Origin of the sequence: Caballeronia sp. LZ034LL (assembly GCF_031451215.1) — a bacterium.
Classification (GTDB): Bacteria; Pseudomonadota; Gammaproteobacteria; order Burkholderiales; family Burkholderiaceae; genus Caballeronia.
In genome coordinates this window covers 131,438-156,759 of sequence record NZ_JARUXR010000002.1, presented here as the reverse complement: position 1 = coordinate 156,759, position 25,322 = coordinate 131,438, and the positions used below count along the sequence as shown (strand labels likewise).

Here is a 25,322-nt window from a genome sequence, read left to right as displayed (position 1 = left end):
TAGACCTTCGTACGTTCGCAACGAGTGGCATAGCGAATGCTGAAAGCTATGGACTGATCCACGCGACGACGCACCGCGCCCATGCGGAGAGGGATCTTGTGAAAAGGGGACATCCGTGAAGATCGCGTTGATCAGTGAACATGCTTCGCCACTGGCCGTGGCAGGTGGAGTCGATAGCGGCGGTCAGAACATCTATGTCGCCAACGTCGCGCGGCAACTTGTGCGCCTCGGTCACGATGTCGATGTATTCACACGTTGCGATCGTTCGTTGTTGCCGCTTATCTCGCGTTTCGAGAACATCCGCGTGATAAACGTTCCGGCGGGCCCGCCGGTGCAGTTGCCCAAAGAGCAGCTTCTACCGCACATGGAGGCCTTCGCAAGCTTCATGATCGAGTTCATGAAGCAAGAACGACAGCCCTATGCCGTCGTGCATGCAAACTTCTTCATGTCGGGTCTGGTGGGCTTGCGAATCAAGGATGCGCTCGGCGTGCCGCTGATCACTACATTTCATGCACTCGGGCGTGTGCGGCGGCTGCATCAGGGCGAATCGGACGGCTTTCCCGATGCGCGCTTCGCCATCGAAGACGAATTGGTCAGCCGTTCCGATTCCGTCATCGCCGAATGTCCGCAGGACGAGAACGATCTGGTGCATCTCTATGACGCCGATCCCGCGCGCATCGATCTCGTGCCGTGCGGCTTCGACCGCACCGAGTTTCATCCGCTCGACAAGGCGCAGGCACGCACACGGCTGGGCTGGCCGCAGGATCGCTTCATCGTGCTGCAACTGGGACGGCTGGTGCCGCGCAAGGGCATCGATAACGTGGTGCGCGCAATGGGCGCCTTCCATGCCACGCACGGCGAAGCAGCGGAACTCTATATAGCAGGCGGCAATTCCGATGAACCGAACGAAGGCGCCACGCCGGAGATCGGCAGGCTGCGTGGCATCGCGCGGGAATGCGGGGTCGAAGAGCATGTGCACTTCGTGGGCCGTCATGGACGCGGCGAGCTGAAGCACTTCTATAACGCTGCCGATGTCTTCGTGACGACGCCGTGGTACGAACCCTTCGGCATCACGCCGCTGGAAGCCATGGCGTGCGGCACGCCGGTAATTGGCGCGGACGTGGGCGGCATCCGCTATTCCGTCGCGCATGGAGAGACCGGCTTGCTGGTGCCGCCGAGGCATCCGGACGCGCTCGCCGAAGCGCTGGTCGCCTTGAAACGCGACCCGGAGCGCGCCCGCAAGATGGGCGATGCCGGCCTGGCACGCGCCAATGCCATGTTCACGTGGTCGAGCGTTGCGCAGGCGCTCGCGCGGGTCTACGCGCGCGTCAGCGGCGAAGATACGCAGACCGCCACGGCGCACCAGATGAGCAGGGCTGCCCGATGACGCCGCCCGCGAGACCCGCCGTCTTCATTGACAAGGACGGCACGCTGCTGCACGACGTACCGTGGAACGTGGACCCGGAACGGATGCGGCTGGCGCCCGGCGCGTTCGACGCACTGCGCCTGTTCGCGTCGCTCGACTTGCCGCTGTTCATCATCAGTAACCAGAGCGGCGTGGCGCTCGGCAAGTTCAGCCGCGAAGCGCTCGATCCAATGGAAGCTCGCCTGCGGACGCTTGCCGCGGAAGCGGGTGCTGCGTTCGAAGGCATCTACTGGTGTCCGCATCATCCGCAAGGCGTCGTGCCCGAATATACGCTGCAGTGCGACTGCCGCAAGCCCGCGCCCGGCCTCCTCATGCGGGCCGCCCGCGAGCATCGCATCGATCTGGCGCGCAGTTGGTTCATCGGCGACATACTCGACGATGTGGAAGCCGGGCATCGCGCGGGCTGCCGCTGTGTGCTGATCGACAACGGCAACGAGACCGAATGGCTGCGCGGCGAAGGGCGTGAACCGGACATCGTGGTGCGCGACATGCATGAGGCCGCGCTGGCGATCGCGAACGCGGAGTGCCCTGCATGAAGCGCGACACGGAACAGCCGGTGTCCATGACGCCGGTGATCGCAGCGCACGCCCGCAAGAGCGCGGCGAACGCTCCGCGCGAGTGGGGCGCGGACGTGAAGCGCATTCTCTGCATCCGGCTGGACAATCTCGGCGACGTGCTGATGACCACGCCCGCGCTGCATGCGTTGCGCAACGCGCAGCCGGACCGGCATCTGACCTTGCTCGCTTCGCGTTCGGGCAAGGCCGCGGCGCCGTTCATCGATGCCATCGACGACGTGATCGAATACGACGCGCCCTGGGTGAAGCAGGAAGCGCCCATCGACCCGCTCGCTGACCTGGCCATGCGCGCGCGTCTCGCCGACGCGCATTTCGACGCGGCCGTGATCTTTAGCGTCTATAGCCAGAACCCGCTGCCGGCGGCCATGCTGTGTCATCTCGCCGGCATTCCGTTGCGGCTCGCGCATTGCCGTGAGAACCCCTATGGCCTGTTGACCGACTGGGTCGCGGAAAGCGAGCCGCAACTCGGCACGCGTCATGAAGTGGAGCGGCAGCTTGCGCTGGTCGCGCAGGTGGGCGCACGCGCGGACGATACCCGCATGCGTTTCAACGAACAGCCCGCAGATGTCGCTTCGCTCGCGCAGAAGCTGCAAGCACGCGGCGTGGATGTGGATGCGCCCTTCATCGTCGTGCATCCGGGCGCCACGGCGGAGTCGCGCCGTTATCCCGTCGAGCGCTTTGCGCAAGTGATCGCTTGTCTCGGCGAACAATTGAACCTGCCGGTGTTAGTCACCGGATCGGCCAGCGAAAGCACGCTCTGTCGCGATGCATGCGGCGCCAGTCCGCACGCCATCGACCTCTCGGGCGCGGTGTCGCTCGGTGAGCTGGGCGCGCTCATCCGCCGTGCGCGCGTGCTGATCTCGAACAACAGCGGTCCGGTGCATCTCGCTTCGGCGCTCGGCACGCCTGTCGTGGATCTCTACGCGCTCACCAATCCGCAGCACATGCCCTGGCAGACGCCGCACCGCGTTCTGTATCACGACGTGCCGTGCCGCTGGTGCTACCGCAGCGTGTGTCCTGAAGGCCATCACGCTTGCCTGCTGGGCGTGCCAGTGCAGGACGTCGTCGATGCCGCGCTGGCCCTGCTCGAAACCGAACTCCCACCCATCAACACGACCACACAGGTTTTCTAGTCATGTACACACTGGGTATCAACGCCGTTTATCACGACAGCGCGGCCGCGCTCATCAAGGATGGCGTGGTCATCGCCGCTGCCGAAGACGAACGCTTCACGCATGTGAAGCATGCCAAGCGGCCCGTGCCGTTCTCGACGTGGCAGCTTCCCTTCGATGCCATCGACTATTGCCTGAAGGAAGCGGGCATCGAACTGGCCGATGTGGATCACGTCGCCTATTCATACGATCCGCATCTGTTCTCCGGCATGCCCAAGGATGCGAAGGCCAGCATCACGTTGCCGATGATGCCGTCGGAACAGCCGCTATCAAATCCATCCGAATCGCCGTGGGATCCGCTGTTCCTGAGCTATATCGTCAATGCGCAGGGACAGTTGCGCGACGGCGCGCCGCATCATCTGCGCAAGCGCTTCGCCAGTGGCGGGCGTGTGCCGCGTTACACCTGGCACAACGTGGATCATCATCTCTGCCATGAAGCGAGCGCATTCCTCGCCGCGCCCTTCGATGACTGCGCCGTGCTCACGATGGACGGCCGTGGCGAAGGCGTGACGACGAGTCTCGGGCAGTTCGTCGATGGCGAATACCGCCGGCTGAAGCAGGTGGAGTTGCCTCACTCCCTGGGCCTGCTGTATGAAGCGGTAACGGACTATCTGGGCTTCCTGCACTCCTCCGACGAGTACAAGGTGATGGCCCTGGCATCGTTCGGCAAGCCCGTGCATGTGGATCAGTTCCGCGAGATCGTCAAGTACCGGAATGACGGAAGCTATACGGTGGATGCGCCGCGTCTCGTCGAACGTTTCGGACCGGCACGCGAACGCGGTGGTCCGCTCACGCAGCATCACTACGACGTCGCGCACTCGTTGCAGGTCGTGCTGGAGGAAACTGCACTCGAACTCGCGAAGTGGCTGCACGCAAAGACCGGTCTGTCTCATCTGGCGATGGCCGGCGGCGTCGCGCTCAATTGCGTGATGAATGCGCGCCTGCGCGATCGCGGCCCGTTCGCCGATGTATGGGTGCAGCCCGCGGCGGGCGACGCCGGCACGGCGCTCGGCGCCGCGCTGTGGACCGACTGGCGCGAGCGGACCATCGCAGGCGAACCCGGCCGCAAATGGCGCATGAACCATGCGTATCTCGGCCCATCCTTCGCCGACGAGGACATCGAAACTTTCCTGAAGTGGACGCGCGCGCCGTATCGCAGGCTCGATGACATCGCCGCCGAAACCGCCGACCTGCTCGCGCAAAACCGCGTGATCGGCTGGTATCAGGGACGCACCGAGTTCGGACCGCGTGCGCTCGGTGCGCGTTCCATCCTGGCCTCGCCCATCGATGCGTCGATGCAGGCGCGCCTGAACGAGATCAAGGACCGCGAGGACTTCCGGCCGGTCGCGCCGGTGGTGATGGAAGAACATGCCGCCGACTGGTTCGTCGATGCGCGCGTCGCGCCCTACATGCTGTTCATCTTCGACGTGCGCGAGGACATGAAGGACCGGATTCCGGCGGTCACGCATATCGACCGCACCGCGCGCGTGCAAACCGTCAACCGCTCGCAGCATGCGCTGTACTACGACCTGCTCGCGGCCTTCAAGGCGCGCACGGGCGTGCCGGTGCTGGTCAACACGTCGTTCAACACGCGCGGCGAGCCGATGGTGAACTCCCCGCGCGATGCGCTCGAATCGTTCTGGACCTCGCCGCTGGATGCGCTGGTGATTGGTCCCTTCCTGGTCGAGAAGCCGGGGTTGCGCGCATGAGCACCTGCACCGGTCTCTTAGATCACGACGGCACTGCCGCTGCAGGCGATGCAAACGCCGTGCACCGTGGGGACTTCATCCCTGAGGTATCTGTGGTCGTGCCAACCTACCGCCGTCCCGCGATGCTCGAACGTTGCGTACGCGCGCTCGCCGCGCAGCAGTACGATGCGGCGCGTTACGAGATCATCGTGTGCGACGACGGCCCGGACGATGCCACGCAAGCCTGCGTGCAACGTCTGGCGCATGAGCAGGCGCTACGGGGTCTGCGCATTCGCTATGTGCCCGTCATGGCGACGCAGGGACCAGCGGGCGCGCGCAACGCGGGCTGGCATGCATCGCTTGCACGGCGCATCGCCTTCACCGACGACGACACCATCCCCGATCCGCATTGGCTCGCGAATGGCATCCGCGCACTCGACGCCGGCGCGGACGCGGTGTCCGGCCGTATCGTCGTGCCGCTGGGACCGCGTCCGACCGACTACGAATGCGACGCAGCCGGACTGGCCACGGCCGAGTTCGCCACGGCCAACGCCTTCGCGACTCGTGCCGCGCTGGAGCGCACCGGCGGTTTCGATGCACGCTATACCGCCGCGTGGCGCGAGGATTCGGACCTGCAGTTTGCGCTGATGCAGGCGGGACTGACGATCGCGCGCGCGGAAGATGCGATCGTGCTGCATCCGGTGCGTCCCGCGCGCTGGGGCGTATGCATCTCGCAGCAGAAGAAGAGCCAGTTCGACGCCCTGTTGTTCAAGAAGTATCCCGACCTCTTTCGCGCGCGCATTCGACGCGGCCCGCCGCTGCTGTATTACGCGATGCTCGCGGCGCTGGCGACTGCGTTGCTTTCGTTCATTGCCGGTGCGCCTCGTGTGGCGGTCACGGCGCTGCTCGTCTGGGCCGCACTCACGCTTTGGTTCGGCGCGCAGCGGCTTAAACGCACCGCCCATACGCCCGCGCATGTCGCGGAGATGCTGTGGACCTCGGCCATTATTCCGACCCTGTCGATCTACTGGCGCATCCGCGGCGCGCTCCGCTTCAAGGTGCTGTTCCTATGAATGCCGGACCGGTGCAACGCATCGTCATCTTTCGCGCGCTGCAACTCGGCGACATGCTGTGCGCCGTGCCTGCGCTGCGAGCCCTGCGGCGCGCTCATCCGCATGCGCACATCGCGCTGATCGGCTTGCCGTGGGCCAGCAGCTTCGTCAGCCGTTATGCGCATCTGCTCGACGAACTGATCGTATTTCCAGGCGCCGTGGGCTTCCCGGAACAGGAAGAAACCGACGCACATCTGCCCGCCTTCCAGCAGGCCATGCGCGAGCGCCGCTTCGACCTGGCGATTCAACTGCACGGCAGCGGCGGCGTGGCGAACGATATCGTCGAAGGCTTCGGTGCACGGCTGAACGCGGGCTTCCTCAAACCCGACGAAGGCATGCGCGCAGGTGTGTTCATGTCATGGCCTGATGAACTGCCCGAATCGGCGCGTTATGCGGCGCTGCTGCAGCGCCTCGGTATCGATGCAAGCGATCTCTCGCTCGAGATTCCGCTCACGGCGGATGACCAACGCGAATGCGCAGCGCTCATCGAAGCCTGTGCGATCGATTGCAGCCGCCTCGTGCTGGTGCATCCGGGCGCGCAACTGCCGTCGCGGCGCTGGCCCGTCGAACGCTTTGGCGAAGTCGCGCGTGAGCTTGCTCGCGCGGGATGGCGCATCGCCGTCACAGGCAGCCCGGGCGAAGCCGCGCTCACCGCGCATGTGGCGCAGAACGGAGGACCGAACGCCATCGATCTCGCCGGCGCGACCTCCCTCGGCGGACTGGCGGCGCTCGTCGGCCGGGCGCGGCTGATCGTGTGCAACGACACCGGGCTGTCCCACGTCGCAGCCGCGATGCGCACGCCGAGCGTGGTGATCGCGTCAGGCAGCGACACGCACCGCTGGGCGCCCACCGATCACGCACGGCATCGCGTGCTGGCCGACTGGCCCGCATGCCGTCCGTGCGCGTTCCGCGTGTGCCCTTATGAACACGAATGCGCGACCAACATCGGTGTGCCCGCCGTACTCGATGCCGCTCGCGCGCAACTTGAAACGACCTTCCGCAAGGAGACGCTGATCCATGCCCATGACTAGCTCCCGGCGCTTGCGCGTGCTGACATGGCACGTGCATGGCAACTATCTCTACTACCTGAGCCAGACGCCGCACGACTTTTACCTTGTCACGCGCCCCGGTTATCCACCCGGATATGCGGGTACGGCGGGCGCGCTGCCGTTCGGCGCGAACGTGCATGAGATTCCGGCCAGCGAAGTGCAGTCGCAGTCCTTCGACGTCATCCTGTTCCAGCACAAACAGCAGTGGGACGACGACCGCATCAACCTGTTGAGCGATGCGCAGCGGCGTTTGCCACGCGTGTATATCGAACACGATCCGCCGCAAGAAAACGCTTTCGAACAAAAGCACTGGGTCCAGGATCGCGACACGTTGCTCGTGCACGTCACGCACTTCAACCGTCTCATGTGGGACAACGGCGATACGCAGACACGCGTCATCGAGCACGGCGTGGTCGTGCCCGAAGGCGTCCGCTATAGCGGCGAACTGGAGCGCGGCATCGCCGTCATCAATCACCTGCGGCAGCGCGGCAGGCGGCTCGGGAATGATGTCTTCGCGCAGGCGGCCGAGCGCATACCGCTCGATCTCGTCGGCATGGACGCACAGTCTGCGGGCGGCATCGGCGAGATTGGCAACATGGAGCTTGCCGCGTTCGTCGCGCGCTATCGCTTCTTCTTCAACCCGATCCGCTGGACCAGCCTGGGACTGGCGATCGTCGAGGCGATGACCATCGGCATGCCGATCATCGGGCTGGCCACGACCGAACTCGCGGCCGTGATTCGCAATGGCGAGAACGGCTTTGTCGATACGAATCCGCTCGCGCTCATCGATGCGATGCAACGCCTGCTGCGCGACCCCGCCGAAGCGCGACGTCTCGGCGAAGGCGCGCGCCGCACTGCACTGGAACGATTCCATATCGCACGTTTCGCCCATGACTGGGACGAAACCCTGCGCCACGTATGCAGCTGAAATTCATTCTTGAAGGAATGGCGACATGAAAGAAGCTTATAGAAAGCGGATTCTAGTGACGGGCGGTGCGGGCTTTCTCGGCTCGCACCTATGCGAGCGTCTGCTTGCACAGGGCCATGACGTGCTGTGCGTGGATAACTTCTACACCGGCACGAAGGACAACATTGCGCATCTGCTGGACAGCGCGAACTTTGAACTGATGCGCCACGACGTCACGTTCCCGCTGTATGTGGAAGTGGACGAGATCTATAACCTCGCGTGTCCCGCGTCGCCCATTCACTATCAGCATGATCCGGTGCAGACGACCAAGACCAGCGTGCATGGCGCCATCAACATGCTGGGCCTGGCGAAGCGCGTCCACGCGAAGATCTTCCAGGCATCGACAAGCGAAGTGTATGGCGATGCCCACGTTCATCCGCAGCAGGAAGCCTATTGGGGCAACGTGAATCCCATCGGTCCGCGCTCCTGCTATGACGAAGGCAAGCGCTGCGCCGAAACGCTGTTCATGGATTACCGTCGCCAGCATGGACTCTCGATCAGGATCGCGCGCATTTTCAACACCTATGGTCCGCGCATGCATCCCGCCGATGGCCGCGTGATCTCCAACTTCATGATGCAGGCGCTGTCCGGCCAGCCGATCACCGTGTATGGCGAAGGCTTGCAGACGCGCTCGTTCTGTTATGTCGACGATATGGTCGACGCCTTCATTCGCCTGATGAACACGCCCGACGACGTCACCGGTCCGGTGAACCTCGGCAATCCGCATGAACTGTCGATGCTCGACATCGCGCGGCGCATCATCGAGTTGACGGGGTCGTCGTCCGAGATCATCTTCAAGCCCTTGCCGCTCGACGATCCGTGGCATCGCCAGCCGGACATCTCGCTTGCGCGCGACTTGCTCGGCTGGGCGCCGTCCACGCATCTCGACGAAGGCTTGCGGCGCACCGCGCAGCATTTCCGCGGCATCATCGAAGCCGCCGATGCACGCGCCGCGCATGCCGTTTAAGCGCTGCGCGCGGTGACGCCCTCGATGGTGGCAATCAGCTTCGGCGCGGGCACGGGCTTGGTCAGGTGGGCCTGAAAGCCCGCCGCCTGCGCCCGCGCACGTGCTTCGGCCTGAGCAAAGCCCGTCAGCGCGATAGCAGGCATGCGCTCGGCCAGCGACGCGCCGCGGCTTGCCTCTTCCTCGCGTATCAGCCGCAACACGTCGTAGCCGTCCTGATCGCCGCCCAGCACGATATCGCACAGCAGGACGCCGGGCCATTGCGCCGTGGGCAAAGCGCGCAGCCGCGCCAGTGCTTCGTCGCCGGACCCACATGACACCACTTGCGCACCCACGGTCTCGAGCACGGCCTCAAGTGCATCGCGGGCTTCTTCCTGATCGTCCAGCACCATGACCGTGATGCCCGTGAGCGCATCCTCGGCGGTACCGGCATGGATGTGGGCATCGTCGAGCACGGGGCGCAGCGGCATCGTCGCGACATAGGCCACCTGCCTGTCGATGGTGCGCGCCGCGAAGCCCCCGCCAATCTCCGTCAGCGCCTTCTCCAGCCGGCGCATCTGTTGCCGCGACAGTTCCACTGGCGCGACGCGCTGTCCCATCACCACCAGCGACGCATGATTGCCTTCTCGGAACACGCGCAACTCGACGCGCTCCCCACGCGCCGCCGTGCCGATCTGCACGCGGCACAGCTCCGCGACGATCTGCTGCAACACGCCCGCGTCGCCCGATACGCGCAAGCCCGGTTCGGTCATCACTGTATAGAGATTCACGCCGCGCGCCGCGATCTCTTCGTGGAGCGCATCGATCACGCCGCTCACCAGCGTATCGAGCCCGACCGCTTCCGCCGATATCTTGCGCTGCGCATGTTCGAGTTCGCCTTGTTGCCATTGCAGCGACCACATGCGGGCATACACGCCATCGAGCGTGAGCAGGTCGTCATGCTGTCCCTGCTCGACGATGCGCCCATGCTCCATCACGAGGATCCAGTCCGAATCGACGACGGTGGACAGACGATGCGCGATCACAATCGACGTGCGTCCTTCCGCCAGCCGGTCCAGTTCGTTCTGGATGGCGCGCTCGGAACGCGTGTCGAGTGCGGAGGTAGCTTCGTCGAACACGATGACGCGCGGATTCTTCAGGATGGCCCGCGCTATGGCGATACGCTGCCGCTCGCCGCCCGAAAGCCGCACGCCGCGTTCGCCTACGCGCGTGTCGTAGTGATCCGGCAGACGCTCGATGAACCCGTCCAGCTGCGCGGCGCGCGCCGCCTGGACGATCTCGGCGCGCGTGGCGTCCGGCCGCCCATAGCCGATGTTGTAGGCAATCGTATCGTTGAAGAGCACGGTGTCCTGCGGCACGATGCCAATGGTCGCGCGCAGGCTGTTCTGCGTCACCTGCGCGATGTCCTGCCCGTCGATGCGAATTGAGCCCGATGTCGGTTCGTAGAGGCGGAACAGCAGCTTCACGAGCGTCGACTTGCCCGAGCCGCTGCCGCCCACCACGGCGAGCTTCTTGCCCGGATGCGCGCGGAAGTCGACATCGCGCAGGATCTGCCGCGCCGGATCGTAACCGAACTCGACATGCTCGAACTCGATCTCGCCCGCCGTCACGACGAGCGGCTTCGCACCGGTCTCGTCGATGTCCTCACGTACGCGCCCGCGCGACAGCAGGATGTTGAACATGCGCTCGACGTTCACGATGGCGTCGTTGGTCTCGCGAAACACGAAGCCCAGCGTGTTGAGCGGATTGCACACTTGCACGATGTAGGCGTTGACCAGCACGAGATCGCCGACGCTCATCGTTCCCGCCAATACATGCTGCGCCGCGCGCAGCATCACGGCCGCAATGCCCGCGGCGATGATCGTGCTTTGCCCCACGTGCAGCAGCGTCAGCGCGCGCTGGTTCGCGACGCGCGCGTGAACCCATTGTTCGAGCACACCCGACAGACGGCCGCGTTCCGTGTCTTCGCTGGCGAAGAACTTGACGGTTTCGTAATTGAGCAGGCTGTCGACGAGGCGACTGTCCGACTGAGCTTCCAGCGCGTTGACAGCGCGCTGAAAGCGCATGCGATAGCGAGTAAAGATAAGCGTCCACACCGAGTACAGCACGAAGGTCACGCCGATGATGGCCATGAACTCCAGCGAGTAGCTGCTGACCATCACCGCCACGACGGTACCGATCTCGATCAGCACCGGCACGATGGTGAACAGCGACGTGCCGAGCAGGAAGCCCACGCCATCCGCACCTTTCTGGACGTCGCGCACCACAGCGCCGGTTTCGCGCTTGGCGTGGAAGCGCGCGCCGAGCGCGTGCAGATGCACGAACGTTCGCTCCGTGAACGACGCGACGGTGCGCTGCGTGACGATGCTGAAGACCACATCGCGTGCTTCGTTGAGCACATCGCCGAGATAGCGCAGCAGCACGTAGGCGAGGATCAGGAAGACGGGAAAGATGACGCTCGATGCCGGGTGACTGAATTCGTCGATGACCCGCTTGAGCAGCAGCGGCACGGACACTACGGCAAGCCGCGCGCCGATCATCAGCACCAACGCGGCCGCCGTCTGATAACGCCATGCCCAGACCGCGCGCCACAGATCGCTGACGATGCGTCTGCGAACGCGCGTGCGATCCCGGCCCTCTGTAGCCGGGATCACTCCTTCCAATCCTTGCGATTGGCCGTTCCTGGACCGGATGCACCACCGTGCTGCTTCTTCACGCGTTGCTCTTCCGTGCGCTTAAGCGTGGCGGGATCGGTGCCGGACTGGCCCGCCGCACCTGCACCGCCCGCGATGCCTGCGGACTTGCCGGCGCCATCGTCGCTAGGCGATTTATTGCCAGGCGGCGCGCCATTTTGCTGAGCCCACGCGGCGCTCATGCATGCACCTGTCAATACAACCATGAGCGCGGATTGCAGAAATCGCTTCATCGGCGTCCTCCCTTTGGCCACGAACGCGTATTCGTCAGCAACGCGTGCGCCAGATGCAGAACACTGCTGGAAAGGCAGGCTTTATTCATAGGAAGCGGGAGCGCTATATGCTGCACAAAAGTTGTACGCCTTTCATGGAGACGGTCATGTATTCCCTAGGCGCGTATTTCCTCGAAATATTTCCTGAGTCGATTCCAGGGGACGGATGGACGGGCGTCGCGCGCTTTTCGCGTCAAAGCGACTACAAGCGCCACGCTGAAGTCACCACGGTCACTTTCCATAGCCATATCTTCCAGCCGACCCGCCGCATGGCGGAGGGCGCCATCGCAGCATGGGCGCGCGAGTTCGTCACGTCGAGCAGCGACGTGCTCGAATCGTCGTTGCGGCTGGCGGGCAGAGCCTGATAGGACCTCGCGCGGCGCGTTGTAACATTGGCGATGGCGCGCTCATGTTCGACGCGCCGACGATCGACTCAATCGGATCGAGGCCCGCCATGACTCGTGAGCGCGTACTGAACGAACTCAACCGAATCAATCAGTTCATTCTCGAAGGCGAGATGCGCATCGAGGCGCAGCGGCAGCGCATCGACTGGATCAAGGACCTCGGAGGCGATGCCGGGGATTCCGAAAGGCTGCTGCACAACCTCATCTCCAGCTCCAGTGCGCTGGCTCGACTTCGCATAACCGTCCTGAACGAGCTTCAATCTACGGAAGACTGAACCGCCTGGTTCCCATTCGATCACCCGAAGCACGTTCGCGTGCTATCGGCGCGGTCGTCCATACTACCCGTTCGCGGCTGTTCCACGCACGCTGGAACACCCAATGCTGTTCGCATGTCATCACCGCGCAAGCGAAGTGTCTAGCGAACCTCAACATTGGAGCCGTGAATGAAAGCCCTCGTCTATGAAGGACCGCGACAGGTCGTCGTCAAGGACATGCCCGACGCACGCATCGAACAGCCGAACGACGTGATCGTCAAGATCACCACCACCAACATCTGCGGCTCCGATCTGCACATGTACGAAGGCCGGACCAATATGGAAACCGGCCGCATTCTCGGTCATGAAAATCTGGGCGTGATCGTCGAAGCCGGTCCGGGCGTCACGCGCGTGAAGGTGGGCGACCGGGTGTGCCTGCCGTTCAACATCGGCTGCGGCTTCTGCAAGAACTGCGAGAAGGGCCTGACCGGTTTCTGTCTCACGGCCAATCCCGGCATGGCCGGCGCGGCTTATGGCTTCGCCGGCATGGGCCCGTATAGCGGCGGTCAGGCCGAATACCTGCGCGTGCCGTTCGCGGACTTCAATTGCCTGCTGCTGCCGCCCGATGCCGTGGAGAAGGAGAACGACTACGTCATGCTCTCCGACATCCTCCCGACCGGCTATCACGCGACCGTGCTCGCGGGCGTCGAAGCAGGCGACAGCGTCGTCATTTACGGCGCCGGTCCGGTGGGGCTGATGGCCGCGATGTCAGCGAATCTCAAGGGGGCGTCGAAGGTCATGGTGGTCGATTCGCATCCGGACCGCCTGAAACTCGCGGAGCGTCTCGGCGCCATTCCGATCGACGACAGCGACGGCGGCGGCGTGGACCGCGTGCTCGAACTCACGGGTGGCGAAGGGGCCGATCGCGGTTGCGAGTGCGTCGGTTATCAGTGCACCTGTCAAGGTCATGAAGTGCCGAATCTCACGATGAACAACCTCGTGAAGTCGGTGCGCGCGACGGGCAGCATCGGCGTGGTGGGCGTGTTCGTCGCGGAAGACCCGGGTTCGCCCGACGCGTTGATGAAGAAGGGCCAGCTCGCGTTCGACTTCGGTTCGTTCTGGATGAAGGGCCAGCGCATCGCGACGGGCCAAGCCAACGTCAAGGCCTACAACCGCAAGCTGCGCGACCTGATCGAAGCAGACAAGCTGAAGCCGTCGCAGATCATTTCGCATGAACTGCCGCTCGAACAGGCGCCCGAAGGCTATCGCAACTTCGACGAACGCCGTGAGGGCTGGACCAAGGTCGTCCTGAAGACCGCCGCCTGAAACTCTCGAACACTCTACCCATCAAGGAAACAGACATGACCGACAAAGACTATCCCCGTCCGCCGATGCCTCAACAGCAGCAGGAAAGCCGTCCCGGACACACCGCTCCGATGAACCCGCAACCGGATCACGGTGAATCGAGCTACAAGGGCAGCGGCCGGCTTTCCGGGAAGATCGCGCTGATTACCGGCGCGGACAGCGGCATCGGCCGCGCGGTGGCGATCGCGTATGCGCGTGAAGGCGCCGATGTCGCCATCGCGTATCTGAACGAACACGCGGACGCCGAGGAAACCGCGCGCCTCGTCAAGGATGCAGGCCGGCGCGCGCTGCTGCTGCCCGGCGACATCACGGACCGCGAGCATTGCAAACAACTCGTCGCGAAGACGGCGGAGACGTTCGGCCGGATCGACGTGCTGGTGAACAACGCCGCGTATCAGGCCACGTATGACAAGCTGGAAGACATCAGCGACGACGAATGGGACAAGACCTATTCGACCAACATCGGCGCAATGTTCCGCATCACGAAGGCAGCGCTCGCGCACATGAAGCCGGGCAGCGCCATCGTCAACACCACGTCGATCAACGCCGATTCGCCCAATCCCGGGCTGATCGCCTACGCGAGCACCAAGGGCGCGATCCAGAACTTCACGGGCGGCCTCGCGCAATTGCTGGCCGAGCGCGGCATTCGCGCCAACTGCGTGGCGCCGGGGCCGATCTGGACACCGTTGATCCCTTCGACCATGCCGCCATCGAGCGTCGAGAACTTCGGCAAGCAGACGCCGATGAAGCGCCCGGGCCAGCCTGCTGAACTCGCCGCTGCCTACGTCATGCTCGCCGAAGACGATGCAAGCTATATCTCGGGCGCGACCATCGCGGTGACGGGCGGCAAGCCGATCATCTGACAGCGGCACTGCGATTGCTTTTAAAAGGATGTGACACGCTCCGCGCACTGGCGCGGGGCCTACGACTTGAAGGAGCGAGCGTGAGCGCTCGGCACACCATGCAATCCGATGTCTTGAAGATGGCCCAGGAATCAGGAATGACGATTCTGCTCGAAGGCAGGATCGGGCTTCAGGAATACACGAGCGTCAGCGGCTCGGCGGAAGCGCTGCAACGCTTCGCACACGACGTGTGCGCTTCGCTGGGGCAGCGCGCACGGCGCAGCCGCCGCGCACGCCCCGCACGTTCGTCGGGAATCAATTCGCTGGTGACTGCCCGCATGCGCGAACGTATTGCAGCCGGACAGTATCGTGGCGCAATGACGCCGCTGCGGCGCTTCGCCGCCCGTCGCCACGCTGCATCAACGTCCGCGCACTGCGACGGACATCCAGTCCCTTAAGCAGGATCAGCAGGCGAAGCCGGCGTAGAGGAGGCGGCCTGCATGGCCGAATGCAGCAAGTCTGCCAGCCGTTCGGCCTCATCGATACGCGCTTGCTCGATGGCAATCTGGTCCTGATCGCCCGCGCGCTCGGCCCAGCGCTGCCGCTCCTTTGCAAAGATGACGCGCTCGTGCACGGCGCGAATCGCCGACCACACGGCTTCTTCCGAACGCGAGGTAATCCCCTCTTCCAGTGACAAGCCGGTGAACGCGTGTCCGGTATGGCAACGGTAACGCAACGGATAGTCGTCCCGTATGCGCCACAGCGCGCCGCCGCAGTCGGGGCAGGTCAGCGCCGAGCGTTCGCCTACTTCGTCGAGTGTTTCGGGATTGGCCAAGCCTTTCGCAGCGATTTGCGCCTCCTTTTCGTACACTGGATTGTTCATCTGTGCATTCCTCGAGGTCCTGCCCGATGCGCCTTCTTTAACAGCCTGCTGGATGCACGCCGAGAGTTCCTGCTCCGTGCACAGCATGTCGGCGCCGCAGGAGCTCAGGGCGGCGCGCGGCATGCTGGCCGCCTCGCAATCGTCCGGATCCTGCACTATCGCGAAGCCGTGCTGCGCACGAATGTTGGCGAGTCCGGCCGCGCCGTCATCGAGATCGCCGCTCATTACCACGCCGATCACACGCGGGCCATATTCCATCGCGGCACTGCGGAACAGGGGATCGGCGGCGGGCCGCGCAAAGTTTTCCTTGGCGCCGTCGTTGAGCCACATGCGCCCGTCCGACAACACCAGGTGACGGTCCGGCGGCGCGACGTGAACGGTGCCGCGCTCGATGACCCCACCGTGGATGGCGTACCGCGCGGGCATGCGCCCCCACGTCGTCATCAATTCAGGTAGCACGCTGGCATGACGCCCGATATGGAGCACGATGAACAGCGCTGCCGGCAGGTCGGCGGGCAACTGGCTGATCAGCACCTTGAGTCCCTGAAACCCGCCCCGCGAAGCGCCGATGACCACGATGTCCCGTTCTGCCATATGCCCTCCTTGCTACATGAGGCAGCAATCCGCGGACCGGACCGCCGCCTTCAAGCGTCAGAGGAAAGCGGCATGCGTTACGGACGCTCTCCCTTCAGCGAGCGCGCGAGCAACGTGTTCAGCGTGTGCAGCAGGTCCGCAAGATCGACGGGCTTACCCAGATGCGCGTCAAAGCCCGCTTCACGCGCGGCGCGACGGTCATCCTCGCGACCCATCGCGGTCACCGCGATTGCCTTCAGACCCGTCAGCGTGGGATCGCTGCGAACCCTTCGGATCAGTTCGTAGCCGTCGATGCCCGGCAGGTGGATGTCCGAGATCAGCACGTCCACCTTGCCCGCGCGAAGCTGCTCCAGCGCCTGCTCGCCGCTCGTGACGGTCTGGACGGCGGCCTGCTCCAGTTCGAGCAGCGCCGCGAACGAAGCGGTCGCCTCAACGTCGTTGTCGACCAGCAGGATGCGCGCGCCTGCCACCGGCCCCGCACTGTCTTCATGCTGCTCCGGCGCCGAGTCCTGATGCGCCGCGCCCGGCAGCCATACGGTCAGCGTGGTGCCGTGTCCGACGCCGTCGGAAAGCGCCTCGATGCGCCCGCCGTGCATCTCGATCAACTGCTTCGCGAGCGAGAGACCAATGCCCAGTCCGCTCGACGTCGGGTTGCGTCCGCCCTGCCGGTACATCTCGAAGATATGCGGGAGCGCCGACGAATCGATGCCTTGTCCCGTATCGACGACGTCCACGCGCACCATGCCGCTTTCACGCGCGACGCGAATGTCGATGGAACCGCCGCTATCGGTGAACTTCAGTGCATTCGACACCAGGTTCCAGAAGATCTGTTCGCTGCGCACGGCGTCGGCGAAGGCATAGACCGGCTCGCCCGGCGTGCTCAGGTTCAGGCGGATACCGCGCTGCGCTGTTTCGCTCTCCGTGGCCTCGGCGATGCGCGCCAGCACAGCAGCGACATCCAGCGGCGCGATGGACAACGCCAGCTTGCCGGTGCGCACCCGCGACAGGTCCAGCAGATCGTCGATGATCTGCGCCTGGCCGCGTACCGCACGCTTGATGGAATCCGCTGCCTCGCGCACCACTTCGATGCCGCGCGTCTCGGGCAGGCGCGGCAGGATCTCCGCCTTCATGCCGATCAGGTTGAGCGGATGCTTGAGTTCGTGCGACAGCACCGCGATGAAGTCGTCCTTCAGCTGGTTCGCGAGCGTTTCTTTCTTGCGCTCGGCGTGTTCGTGCGCAAGCGCCTCGCGGTTCGCGTCCTCGCGCAACTTGCGCTCGGTGAGGTCGCGCACGATCTTCGCGAAGCCCGTGAACGACGGGTCCGAGATCGGCGTCACCACGCCGCTGCAATACACCCGGCGCTCGTCGCGCGTGATGTGCCAGCGGTCGTCGTCGGCGCGGCCTTCGCGTGCGGACACCTCGCGTTCGCGCGCCGGAATGTGCGCCTTGCGGTCGACCGGATCGTAGATCAGCGCGATGTTCTTGCCCACAACTTCCCGCTCCGTGAAGCCGAAGATGCGCTCGGCCCCCGCGTTCCACGTGACGATCACGCCGTTCGGGTCCTGCAGGATGATCGCGTAGTCGTTGGTGGACTGCGCGACCAGCCGCAGGCGCTGCTCGCCGATGCGCGCCGATTCCTCGGCCAGATGCCGCGCCGTGATGTCGATCAGGGTCAGCACCGCGCCGTCGATGCGGTCATCCGCCGTGCGGTACGGCAGCAGGCGCATCAGATACCACTTGCCGTCCGAGCTTTCCACCTCGCGCTCGATCAGCTTGAGGGTTTCGAAGGCCTGCTTGACGTCGTCGGCGAGGGACGAGTAGCGCAGCGAATGCGTGATGTCGAACAGCGAGCGGCCAATGTCCACGTCGATCAGCTTGAACACGCGCGTCGCGCTCGTGGTGAAGCGTTTCACGCGGATCTGCTTGTCGACGAACACCGTGGCGATCTCGGTGGAGGCGATGATGTTCTGCAAATCGTCGTTGGCCTTCGCCGTGTCTTCCACGCGCGCCTGCAGTTCCGCATTGACCGTGGTCAGCTCCTCGTTCACCGATTGCAGCTCCTCCTTGCTGCTTTCGAGTTCTTCGGTCGCGGAGCGCAGTTCCTCGTTGATCGCCTGCAATTCCTCGTTCGAGGCTTTCAGTTCCTCGACCGTCGTCTCGTGCTGCTCGATGGTCGTCGCAAGCTGTTCGCGCGTGTGCTGCAGTTCGCGCTCCAGCTGCATCAGCAGCGGATCCTGGCCGCGCTCTTCCGGCAAGCCTTCGTCCGCCATATGCTCCTGCACTTCGTCGAACAGCACGAGAAAAAAGTCTGCGTTCACGCCCGTGTCATGGAACGGTCGAACGGTCATGTTGACCCACACGGTACGCCCTTCCTGCAACAGCTTGACGCGCCGCGCCTCGACACTGCCGCCGGTCTGGTGCGCGCGAAACAGCGTCGTGCGCAGATCGAGCCGGAGCTCGGGCAGCACGAGCGCCATGATGTTCGAGGACAGCTCGCCGCCGCCGTGCCGCAGGAAGCGCCCGGCCGTTGTGGAGAGATGCACGATGTTCGAATCGCGATCCACGACCACGCTCGGCGGCGCGTATTCCTCCAGCACCCGCTGGTGCAGCGCGGCGAACGAGAAGCTGCGGCGCTCGGGCGTTTCCGGTCCGGTGCTCAGGTTCGATTGCGTTGCCACGACCGAGAGATCCTCGCGCGGCATGACGTTGCCGGGTCCGAGCGACGGGAACGCGACCGGCGGCTTCACCCGGTTGAGCACCGTGCGCGCGCGGTAGATGCGGCTTTTCTTGTCCACGATGGTGAAGAGGTCGTCCGCGGTATCGGCGGATTCGGCCGTGCCGAGAAACAGATAACCGCCCGCGCGCAACGCGAAGTGAAACAGTTCGAGCACCTGGCGCTGCACCGCGCGGTCCAGATAGATCAGGACATTGCGGCACGAGATCAGGTCGAGGTGCGAGAACGGCGGATCGCGCAGCAGGCTGTGCGCGGCGAACAGAATGCGTTCGCGCACCGACTTCACGATCTGATAGCGCCCGCCTTCCTGCTTGAAGTAGCGCCGCAGGAGATCGTTGGGCACGTCGCTCGCAATGGAGCCCAGGTACGAACCGGAGCGCGCCTGCGCGATGGCGGGTTCGTCGATGTCGGTTGCGAAGATCTGGTAGGTCGCTTCGAAGCCCGCGATCTCGCGCGCCTGCGCCAGCATGATGGCGAGCGAATAGGCTTCTTCGCCCGTCGAGCAGCCCGGCACCCAGACGCGGATCTGCGCTTCGCTTTTGTTGGCGTCCAGCAGATGCGGCATGACATCGCGCCGCAGCGCGTCGAAGGCATCGCGATCGCGGAAGAACTGCGTCACGCCGATCAGCATGTCCGCCAGCAGCGCGGTGGTCTCGTCCGGGTTGGCACGCAGATGCTCGCGATATTCGCTGATATCGCGCAGACCGTTCACCTGCATGCGCCGCTCGATGCGGCGCAGGATGGTGGCGCGCTTGTAGTGGCGGAAATCGTGGCCGGTGCGCACGCGCAGTTGCATGAGCACGTCGGAGAGCGCGCGCTCGGCGCCGCCGACTACCGGCGAAGTCTCCTTCTCGGCAAGCTCCACGCCCTCCACGGCGGGCAGATGAATCTTCTTCGCGTTGGTCCAGAGGTCGAGCAGCTTTTCCGGCATCTCGGCCGCGGGCAGGATGAAGTCGACCTGGCGCGTCGAGATGGCATGCTGCGGCATCTCGGCGAAATGCGCGTCTTCCGGCTTTTGCGCGACGGTCATGCCGCCGCTCTCCTTGATGCGCGAAAGCCCCGCGGCGCCGTCCGACCCCGCGCCCGACAGCACGATGCCTACCGAACGCGTGCCGTGCTCGGACGCCAGCGTGGCGAAAAAATGATCGATCGTCGTGGGCGGGGCGTCCTTTTCGGCGCGGTCCACCGAGCGCAGCGAAGTCCCGGTCATCTCCACATGCTGCCCGGGCGCATTGATATAGATGTGGTTCTTCTCGATTGTGGTCGGCCCGGTCACCTGCCTGACCGGCATGTTCGTTACGCGCTGCAGCACCTCGTCGGCGACACTCATGTGATCCGCCGGCAGATGCACGATGACGACAAACGCCATGTCCATTTCAGCGGGCGCGTTGTCGAAGAAATTGAGCAGCGCCTCGATGCCACCCGCGGATGCGCCCATGCCGACCACGGCAAACGGCAAGGGCTCGATATTCGCGGAAGCCGGCGCCTGGGAACGGCTGCTCGTCATGTGCTCAGGCCCTCCGCCCGAATCTGTACTGATGGGTCACCCATGCTTGTTCGTGTCGTGTCGTTGTGGTTCATGCGGTCCGCTGGGTGGACGTCGTGCGTCATCCGCTCGCGGACGACGGGCCGGCGAAGCGTCGCCGCCATCGCCCGGAACTGGATTGTAGTGTACGCAACATACCCTTTTCAGGCTGTTTGATTGCGCAGGCGCGAAATCGCCGGCTTCGCGAGGGAACGGCGCCTTCCGAACGCCTGGGACAGGCCAGGGAAAGCATCCTGTTATTTCGAGTCATTGGCAGCAAGTGGCTGAGGCACGGCGCTTTCTTGCTGCGGGACGTCCGGCGCCTGCCGATGAGCGTTGCGCAAGCGCATGATGGTCTGGCGCGACGTGTTGAGCGCGCGGGCGATCTCCGTCACCGTCCGACCTGCCTCCAGGGACTCAATCGCCTGTTGCTGCTGGGCCGGCGTGAGCGAACTGGGCCGTCCCTGCGCGACGCCGCGTTCCTTCGCCGCGTTCGCCGCTTCGCGCGCGCGGCTGCGGCGCGTCACGCGCTCCAGCTCCTCGGCGAGCCGGAGCGCGTCGATGAAGCGTTGGCCCTCGGCGGAACACAGATTCTCCTTGCCATACGCGAGACATACGGCGGCGATGCCGCGCCGTCCGAGCAGTTCGACGCTCGCGAGCACATCCGTTACGCTGTTGCCCAGACCGAGGAGTTGGGTCGTCACCAGCGTATCGCCTGTCTGGAGGCGACGCAGCGCCCGCTGGAACGCGGGACGTGAAGACGTCGGCGTCGTGCAACTGCAGCATTCCACGAAGACCGCGCTCATGTCGACGAAATAACCTGCCGCATCGATCTCGAACAGGTCGCGCTCGTGCGTCGGGATGCCTCTGCTCTCCTCGAAAACATAAACAACGAATGCCATGGGCTTAACCTTCTCCAGTCGGGTGATGGCGCGTAATCGAGCCGGAAGGCGCCAACCTATCCAGTATGGCAGTACGAAAAGCACGATCAACGTGCGTATTGCGCCCGATCCGTACGAGTTTTGAACGTGGCAATATGGTAAGACGCGCCGGCAGGAGGTCCGGACGTCAGGCTGCGGCGGGATGCCACAGGCGGCGGTCCACCTCGTCCCGTCCGGCAAGCAGCGCGAATGCGCTTGCCTCTTCTGCCGAGGTGAAATGACCGAGCACGCCGCTGGCGCGTTGTTGCCCGCGGTCATCACAGATGATCGTCATCGCTGCGTACAGGCCGCCGTCGAAGGCCGCCATGGGCGTGATGACAAAGCCACGGTATCCAATCCGAGTCTGGTTCATTTGGCCCTCCGCTCTCGTTGACCTGCTCTCTCTCGTCGCCCTTCTTGGTTGGCAGCGTGACTGCCGAAGGCTGAGCGCTGATTGTCGTGCATGGTGAAACGTTTGCGATCCGGGAAAACCAGCAGCGTCGAGCGTCCGGATCAGGTCCTATACGGCATGCCTTTCAGGCGTCACAGTTCGGGGCGGGCGAGATCCGCGTTGACGAGGGCATCGCCACGCGCGAGAGCGGCGGCGACCGCATCGGCCTTCGTTGCGAAGGGGCCGATGGTATCCGCGCCTTCGAACGGGAACAGCAGGCGGCCATCCGTCTTGCGGACGACCTTGAGCGTGCCGAAGAAGCCGGCCGCGGCGCTGCCCCGATAGGAGGCGTAGATCTGGAAGTCGTCCGCACTGGTCCCCGGCGTAGGCATCACGTTACCTGCCGGAAACAAGACCAGCTTGGGGCGTCTGCCGCTCGGTTGAGTCACTGGATCACCGTCGAAAGATGTCGATGATCTTATTGTGGTTCAAGCGAGCATCGCGCGCGGCGTACTTAATCCGTGCTTAAGAGGCGAGCGTGCGGCACACGCTTTGCCACGACGCGATGGTTTGCGCAGACGCCGGCGTTCGAAAACGCCAGGCGGATTGACAAGCGCGATGAGCCGTTGATAGTCATGCGCTTCAAGAGGGACGGACAAGACAAGCCAAAGCGGGCATGCGCGCCGCGCATGCCCGTAAGTCGGCGTCAGCGGGCTTCAGGCAACCTTGACCTTCGACTGCTCCTCGCGCGGATACGCCGTCTTGCGCCAGTCGCCCGACTCCGGGATCGGCAAGCCGAGGTTCTCGCGCAGCGTGCCGCCCGTGTAGTCCTTGCGGAACAGGCCGCGACGCTGCAGCTCCGGCACCACCATGCGCACGAAGTCCTCGTACGCGCCGGGCACGTGCGTCGGCGCGATCACGAAACCATCCACGGCGCCTTCGGTGAACCATTGTTCCATCTGGTCCGCAACCGTCTTCGGCGTGCCGCAAAACACCGGGAACTCGTCGATGCGCGCGCGCTTCGAAAAGTCCACGAAGTCCCGCACTGACGGATTCTTCTTGCCCGAAAGCGTCACCACACGATCGCGGAACCCGGTCCAGCCGGAGATCGCGGCCATTTCGGCATCGCTGAACGGGTCGTCGTAGCCGCGCTTCGAAAAGTCCGTGTTGAGCACTTCGCACAGCAGCGCGAGCGAGTCGATCGGCTTGGCGAGCGCGTCGATGTATTCGCGTTCCTTCTGCGCGATCTCGTCCGATTCCGCGACGATCGTGTAGCACGCTGTCGAGATCTTCACGTCGTCGGGGTTGCGGCCTGCATCGGCGAGCGCCTGCTTCATCTCCGCGTACTGCTTCTTCGCCACTTCGAGCTTCGGATAGACGACGAAGATCAGGTCGGCCCAGCGCGACGCGAACTGACGGCCACGGCCGCTCTGCCCCGCCTGGATCAGCACCGGATGACCCTGTTGCGAACGCGGCACCGTGAACGGACCACGCGACTTGAAGAACTTGCCCTGGTGATCGAGACGATGCACCTTCGACGGATCCGCAAAGCGGCCGCTTTCCTTGTCGAGGATCAGCGCATCGCTTTCCCACGTGTCCCAGTGGCCCATCACCGTTTCCACGAACTCGTCGGCGCGGTCATAGCGCAGGTCGTGCTCGAGGTGCGAGTCCTGCCCGAAGTTCGCCGCTTCCGAATCGTTCAGCGACGTCACCACGTTCCACGCGGCGCGGCCCTTGGTCATCAGGTCGAGCGTGCCGAACGTACGCGCGATGTGGAACGGCTCGTAGTAGGTCGTCGAATAGGTCGCGCCGAGGCCGAGCTTCGAGGTCGCCATGCCCATCGCGGTGAGGATCGAGACCAGGTCCATCTTCACGGCGCGCACGCCGTTTTCCACAGTCTGCGTGTGATCGTTGCCGTAGATGTCGGGCATCGCGAGGCGGTCGTCGAAGAAGGCCAGGTGGAACTTGCCTTCTTCCAGCGTGCGCGCGATGCGCTGGTAGTACTCGGGCGTCGTGAAGTCCTGCATCGCCGCGCTGTGGCGCCACGAACCGGGATAGGTCGAGCAGTTCTGCGCCTGCAGAAAGCCGATCAGGGTCATTTGCTTCTGGGTCATGTCAGGTTCCTCGTGAATCGTGAAAGGGGTTCAGGCGCGGGCCGAGACTTCGCTCATCTCCGCCACGCTGTCGTGGTGGCGAATCGGCTTGCGCGTCATGAAGAGGCTGACGAGCGCACCGGCCAGGGCGAGCGCCCCCGCGATGTAGAACGCGTTGTTGTAGCTGTGCGTGATGGCGACCACATAGCCCGTGGCGATCGGCGCGATCATCGCGAACGATGCGCCGCCGGTGATCAGCAGGCCCGTGCCGCGCCCCACTTCCGCCGACGACGGCAGCAGGTCGCCGATCAGCGCGATGTTCATCGCCAGCGCGGCCTGCGCGCCGGTCAGCGAGAGCGTGAAGACGGCGACCATGAGCCACACGTCATCGACGAACGGCGTGACTAGCACGACGGAGGTGAGCAGCATCGAGGCCGCCACCATGGTGCGGCGTCCGCCCTTGTTGATGGCATCGACGGGCAGCAGGCGGTCGCTCAGCTTGCCGATGCCGAGCGCGAGCAGCACCGAGAGCGCATACGGCAGCGCCGTGAAATAGCCGCTCTTGACGATGTCGAGATGACGCTCGGTCTGCAAGTAGCTCGGCAGCCAAGTGAGAAACAGGAACTGCGCGTAGGAGCCGAAGCCTTGCGTGATGAGCAGGCCCCAGACGCTCACGGACTTGAGCAGGTCGGGGATGGAGAGCGTCGGGCCGGTGGGCGTGTCGGGCATGCCGCCGTTGCGCTCGCGCAGGATGTGCGCGCGCTCTTCCTCGCTGAGGAAGGTGGCGAGCTCCGGCTTGCGGAACCACTTGAGCCAGCAGACGAGCCAGATCGCGCCCGAGCTGCCGACCAGGATGAAGCCCGTGCGCCAGCCGAACATCTGCACCGCGAAGGCGACCACCAATGCGCCGATGGCCGGGCCTGCATACGAGCCGCTGTTGAGCACGGCCGCCGCGATGCCGCGTTCGCGCGCCGGCATCCATTCGCGGATCACCTTGCCGCCCGCCGGATACGACGAGGCTTCGCCGGCGCCCATCACGAGACGCGTGACGAGGATCGACGCATAGCTCCACGCGAAGCCGGTCGCGACGGTGGCCACCGAGAACACCGCCATGCCGATGGCGTTGACGTACCGCGTGCCCCAGCGATCGAGTGCGAGGCCCCACAGGATCAGGCTCGCGAAGTATGTCCAGATGAACGAGGACAGGAGGAAGCCCATCTGGATCGGGCTGATGCCGAACTCATGCGCGATGGGCTGCGCAGCGACCGAAAGCGCCACACGGTCGATGTAGTTGATGCTCGTGAGCGAAAACAGAAAGATGTAGATAAAGATGCGGCGATTTTTCATATGTCTCCTCCGGAAATCCGTGCGCACACTGGCGTGCGCCGGACGGTCTCGT

The 25,322-nt window shown here is 64.4% G+C and carries 22 protein-coding genes; 13 read left to right on the top strand and 9 right to left on the bottom strand.

The annotated features are described in order from the left end of the window. Window positions 1-115: 115 nt before the first annotated feature. The 8 genes from QCE83_RS15100 to QCE83_RS15065 are packed head-to-tail and all read left to right on the top strand — an operon-like array spanning window position 116 to window position 8,956. Window positions 116-1,387 carry a glycosyltransferase family 1 protein gene (locus tag QCE83_RS15100; RefSeq protein WP_309812151.1) on the top strand — a complete coding sequence of 424 codons (1,272 nt, stop codon included), beginning with the start codon at window positions 116-118 and terminating at the stop codon, window positions 1,385-1,387. Continuing rightward, the gene (locus tag QCE83_RS15095) at window positions 1,384-1,962 is read left to right on the top strand and encodes an HAD-IIIA family hydrolase (RefSeq protein WP_309812148.1); all 579 of its coding nucleotides are present in this window, start codon (window positions 1,384-1,386) and stop codon (window positions 1,960-1,962) included. The genes QCE83_RS15100 and QCE83_RS15095 overlap by 4 nt, the downstream gene beginning before the upstream one ends. Further along, window positions 1,959-3,134 (top strand): glycosyltransferase family 9 protein, encoded by a 1,176-nt coding sequence (locus tag QCE83_RS15090; RefSeq protein ID WP_404984826.1) that lies wholly within the window; start codon window positions 1,959-1,961, stop codon window positions 3,132-3,134. Before QCE83_RS15095 ends, QCE83_RS15090 begins: the two co-directional genes overlap by 4 nt. A 2-nt stretch (window positions 3,135-3,136) precedes the next feature. After that, window positions 3,137-4,882: a carbamoyltransferase C-terminal domain-containing protein gene (locus tag QCE83_RS15085; protein WP_309812145.1), complete on the top strand. Its 1,746-nt coding sequence runs from the start codon at window positions 3,137-3,139 to the stop codon at window positions 4,880-4,882. Then, window positions 4,879-5,934, top strand: coding sequence for a glycosyltransferase family A protein (locus QCE83_RS15080; protein WP_309812143.1), 1,056 nt, complete (start codon window positions 4,879-4,881; stop codon window positions 5,932-5,934). The genes QCE83_RS15085 and QCE83_RS15080 overlap by 4 nt, the downstream gene beginning before the upstream one ends. Next, window positions 5,931-7,004 carry a glycosyltransferase family 9 protein gene (locus QCE83_RS15075; RefSeq protein ID WP_309812140.1) on the top strand — a complete coding sequence of 358 codons (1,074 nt, stop codon included), beginning with the start codon at window positions 5,931-5,933 and terminating at the stop codon, window positions 7,002-7,004. The genes QCE83_RS15080 and QCE83_RS15075 overlap by 4 nt, the downstream gene beginning before the upstream one ends. Then, entirely contained in the window at window positions 6,991-7,950 is a 960-nt protein-coding gene (locus QCE83_RS15070; RefSeq protein WP_309812137.1) for a glycosyltransferase family 4 protein, read from the top strand. Before QCE83_RS15075 ends, QCE83_RS15070 begins: the two co-directional genes overlap by 14 nt. A 25-nt stretch (window positions 7,951-7,975) precedes the next feature. Next, a complete protein-coding gene (locus QCE83_RS15065) occupies window positions 7,976-8,956 on the top strand; it encodes an SDR family oxidoreductase (RefSeq protein ID WP_309812134.1) in 981 nt (326 codons plus the stop codon). On the opposite strand, the gene QCE83_RS15060 is transcribed toward QCE83_RS15065, so the two are convergent. Next, window positions 8,953-11,604 carry an ATP-binding cassette domain-containing protein gene (locus QCE83_RS15060; RefSeq protein ID WP_404985205.1) on the bottom strand — a complete coding sequence of 884 codons (2,652 nt, stop codon included), beginning with the start codon at window positions 11,602-11,604 and terminating at the stop codon, window positions 8,953-8,955. The genes QCE83_RS15065 and QCE83_RS15060 overlap by 4 nt on opposite strands. After that, window positions 11,604-11,879, bottom strand: a complete 276-nt coding sequence (locus QCE83_RS15055) for a hypothetical protein (RefSeq protein WP_309812128.1) — start codon at window positions 11,877-11,879, stop codon at window positions 11,604-11,606. Before QCE83_RS15055 ends, QCE83_RS15060 begins: the two co-directional genes overlap by 1 nt. Before the next feature lie 53 nt (window positions 11,880-11,932). Here QCE83_RS15055 and QCE83_RS15050 point away from each other — a divergent pair, with 53 nt between their 5' ends. The 5 genes from QCE83_RS15050 (at window position 11,933) to QCE83_RS15030 (ending at window position 15,241) form a co-directional block, all read left to right on the top strand. Then, on the top strand, window positions 11,933-12,283 hold the full coding sequence (locus tag QCE83_RS15050; RefSeq protein WP_309812125.1) for a hypothetical protein: 351 nt from the start codon (window positions 11,933-11,935) through the stop codon (window positions 12,281-12,283). A 44-nt stretch (window positions 12,284-12,327) separates the two neighbouring features. Next, on the top strand, window positions 12,328-12,597 hold the full coding sequence (locus QCE83_RS15045) for a hypothetical protein (protein WP_309812123.1): 270 nt from the start codon (window positions 12,328-12,330) through the stop codon (window positions 12,595-12,597). 168 nt (window positions 12,598-12,765) lie between these two features. Beyond that, window positions 12,766-13,902 carry a glutathione-independent formaldehyde dehydrogenase gene (locus QCE83_RS15040; RefSeq protein ID WP_309812121.1) on the top strand — a complete coding sequence of 379 codons (1,137 nt, stop codon included), beginning with the start codon at window positions 12,766-12,768 and terminating at the stop codon, window positions 13,900-13,902. 35 nt (window positions 13,903-13,937) lie between these two features. Then, complete coding sequence (locus QCE83_RS15035; RefSeq protein WP_309812118.1) at window positions 13,938-14,804, top strand: glucose 1-dehydrogenase; 867 nt, start codon at window positions 13,938-13,940, stop codon at window positions 14,802-14,804. 137 nt (window positions 14,805-14,941) lie between these two features. After that, the gene (locus QCE83_RS15030; protein WP_309812115.1) at window positions 14,942-15,241 is read left to right on the top strand and encodes a hypothetical protein; all 300 of its coding nucleotides are present in this window, start codon (window positions 14,942-14,944) and stop codon (window positions 15,239-15,241) included. Here QCE83_RS15030 and QCE83_RS15025 read toward each other — a convergent pair. From QCE83_RS15025 to QCE83_RS14995, 7 genes are all read right to left on the bottom strand, one after another. After that, window positions 15,238-16,260, bottom strand: coding sequence for a chemotaxis protein CheB (locus QCE83_RS15025; protein ID WP_309812113.1), 1,023 nt, complete (start codon window positions 16,258-16,260; stop codon window positions 15,238-15,240). The genes QCE83_RS15030 and QCE83_RS15025 overlap by 4 nt on opposite strands. Before the next feature lie 77 nt (window positions 16,261-16,337). Then, a complete protein-coding gene (locus tag QCE83_RS15020; protein WP_309812110.1) occupies window positions 16,338-20,501 on the bottom strand; it encodes a CheR family methyltransferase in 4,164 nt (1,387 codons plus the stop codon). A gap of 275 nt (window positions 20,502-20,776) precedes the next feature. Next, complete coding sequence (locus QCE83_RS15015; RefSeq protein WP_309812107.1) at window positions 20,777-21,505, bottom strand: recombinase family protein; 729 nt, start codon at window positions 21,503-21,505, stop codon at window positions 20,777-20,779. Window positions 21,506-21,587: 82 nt separating this feature from the next. Next, the gene (locus QCE83_RS15010) at window positions 21,588-21,812 is read right to left on the bottom strand and encodes a hypothetical protein (RefSeq protein WP_309812105.1); all 225 of its coding nucleotides are present in this window, start codon (window positions 21,810-21,812) and stop codon (window positions 21,588-21,590) included. A 170-nt stretch (window positions 21,813-21,982) separates the two neighbouring features. After that, window positions 21,983-22,222 (bottom strand): DUF6723 family protein, encoded by a 240-nt coding sequence (locus tag QCE83_RS15005; protein ID WP_309812102.1) that lies wholly within the window; start codon window positions 22,220-22,222, stop codon window positions 21,983-21,985. A gap of 324 nt (window positions 22,223-22,546) precedes the next feature. Continuing rightward, a complete protein-coding gene (locus QCE83_RS15000; RefSeq protein WP_309812100.1) occupies window positions 22,547-23,944 on the bottom strand; it encodes an LLM class flavin-dependent oxidoreductase in 1,398 nt (465 codons plus the stop codon). Window positions 23,945-23,974: 30 nt separating this feature from the next. Beyond that, entirely contained in the window at window positions 23,975-25,270 is a 1,296-nt protein-coding gene (locus QCE83_RS14995) for an MFS transporter (protein WP_309812097.1), read from the bottom strand. Window positions 25,271-25,322 lie beyond the last annotated feature (52 nt).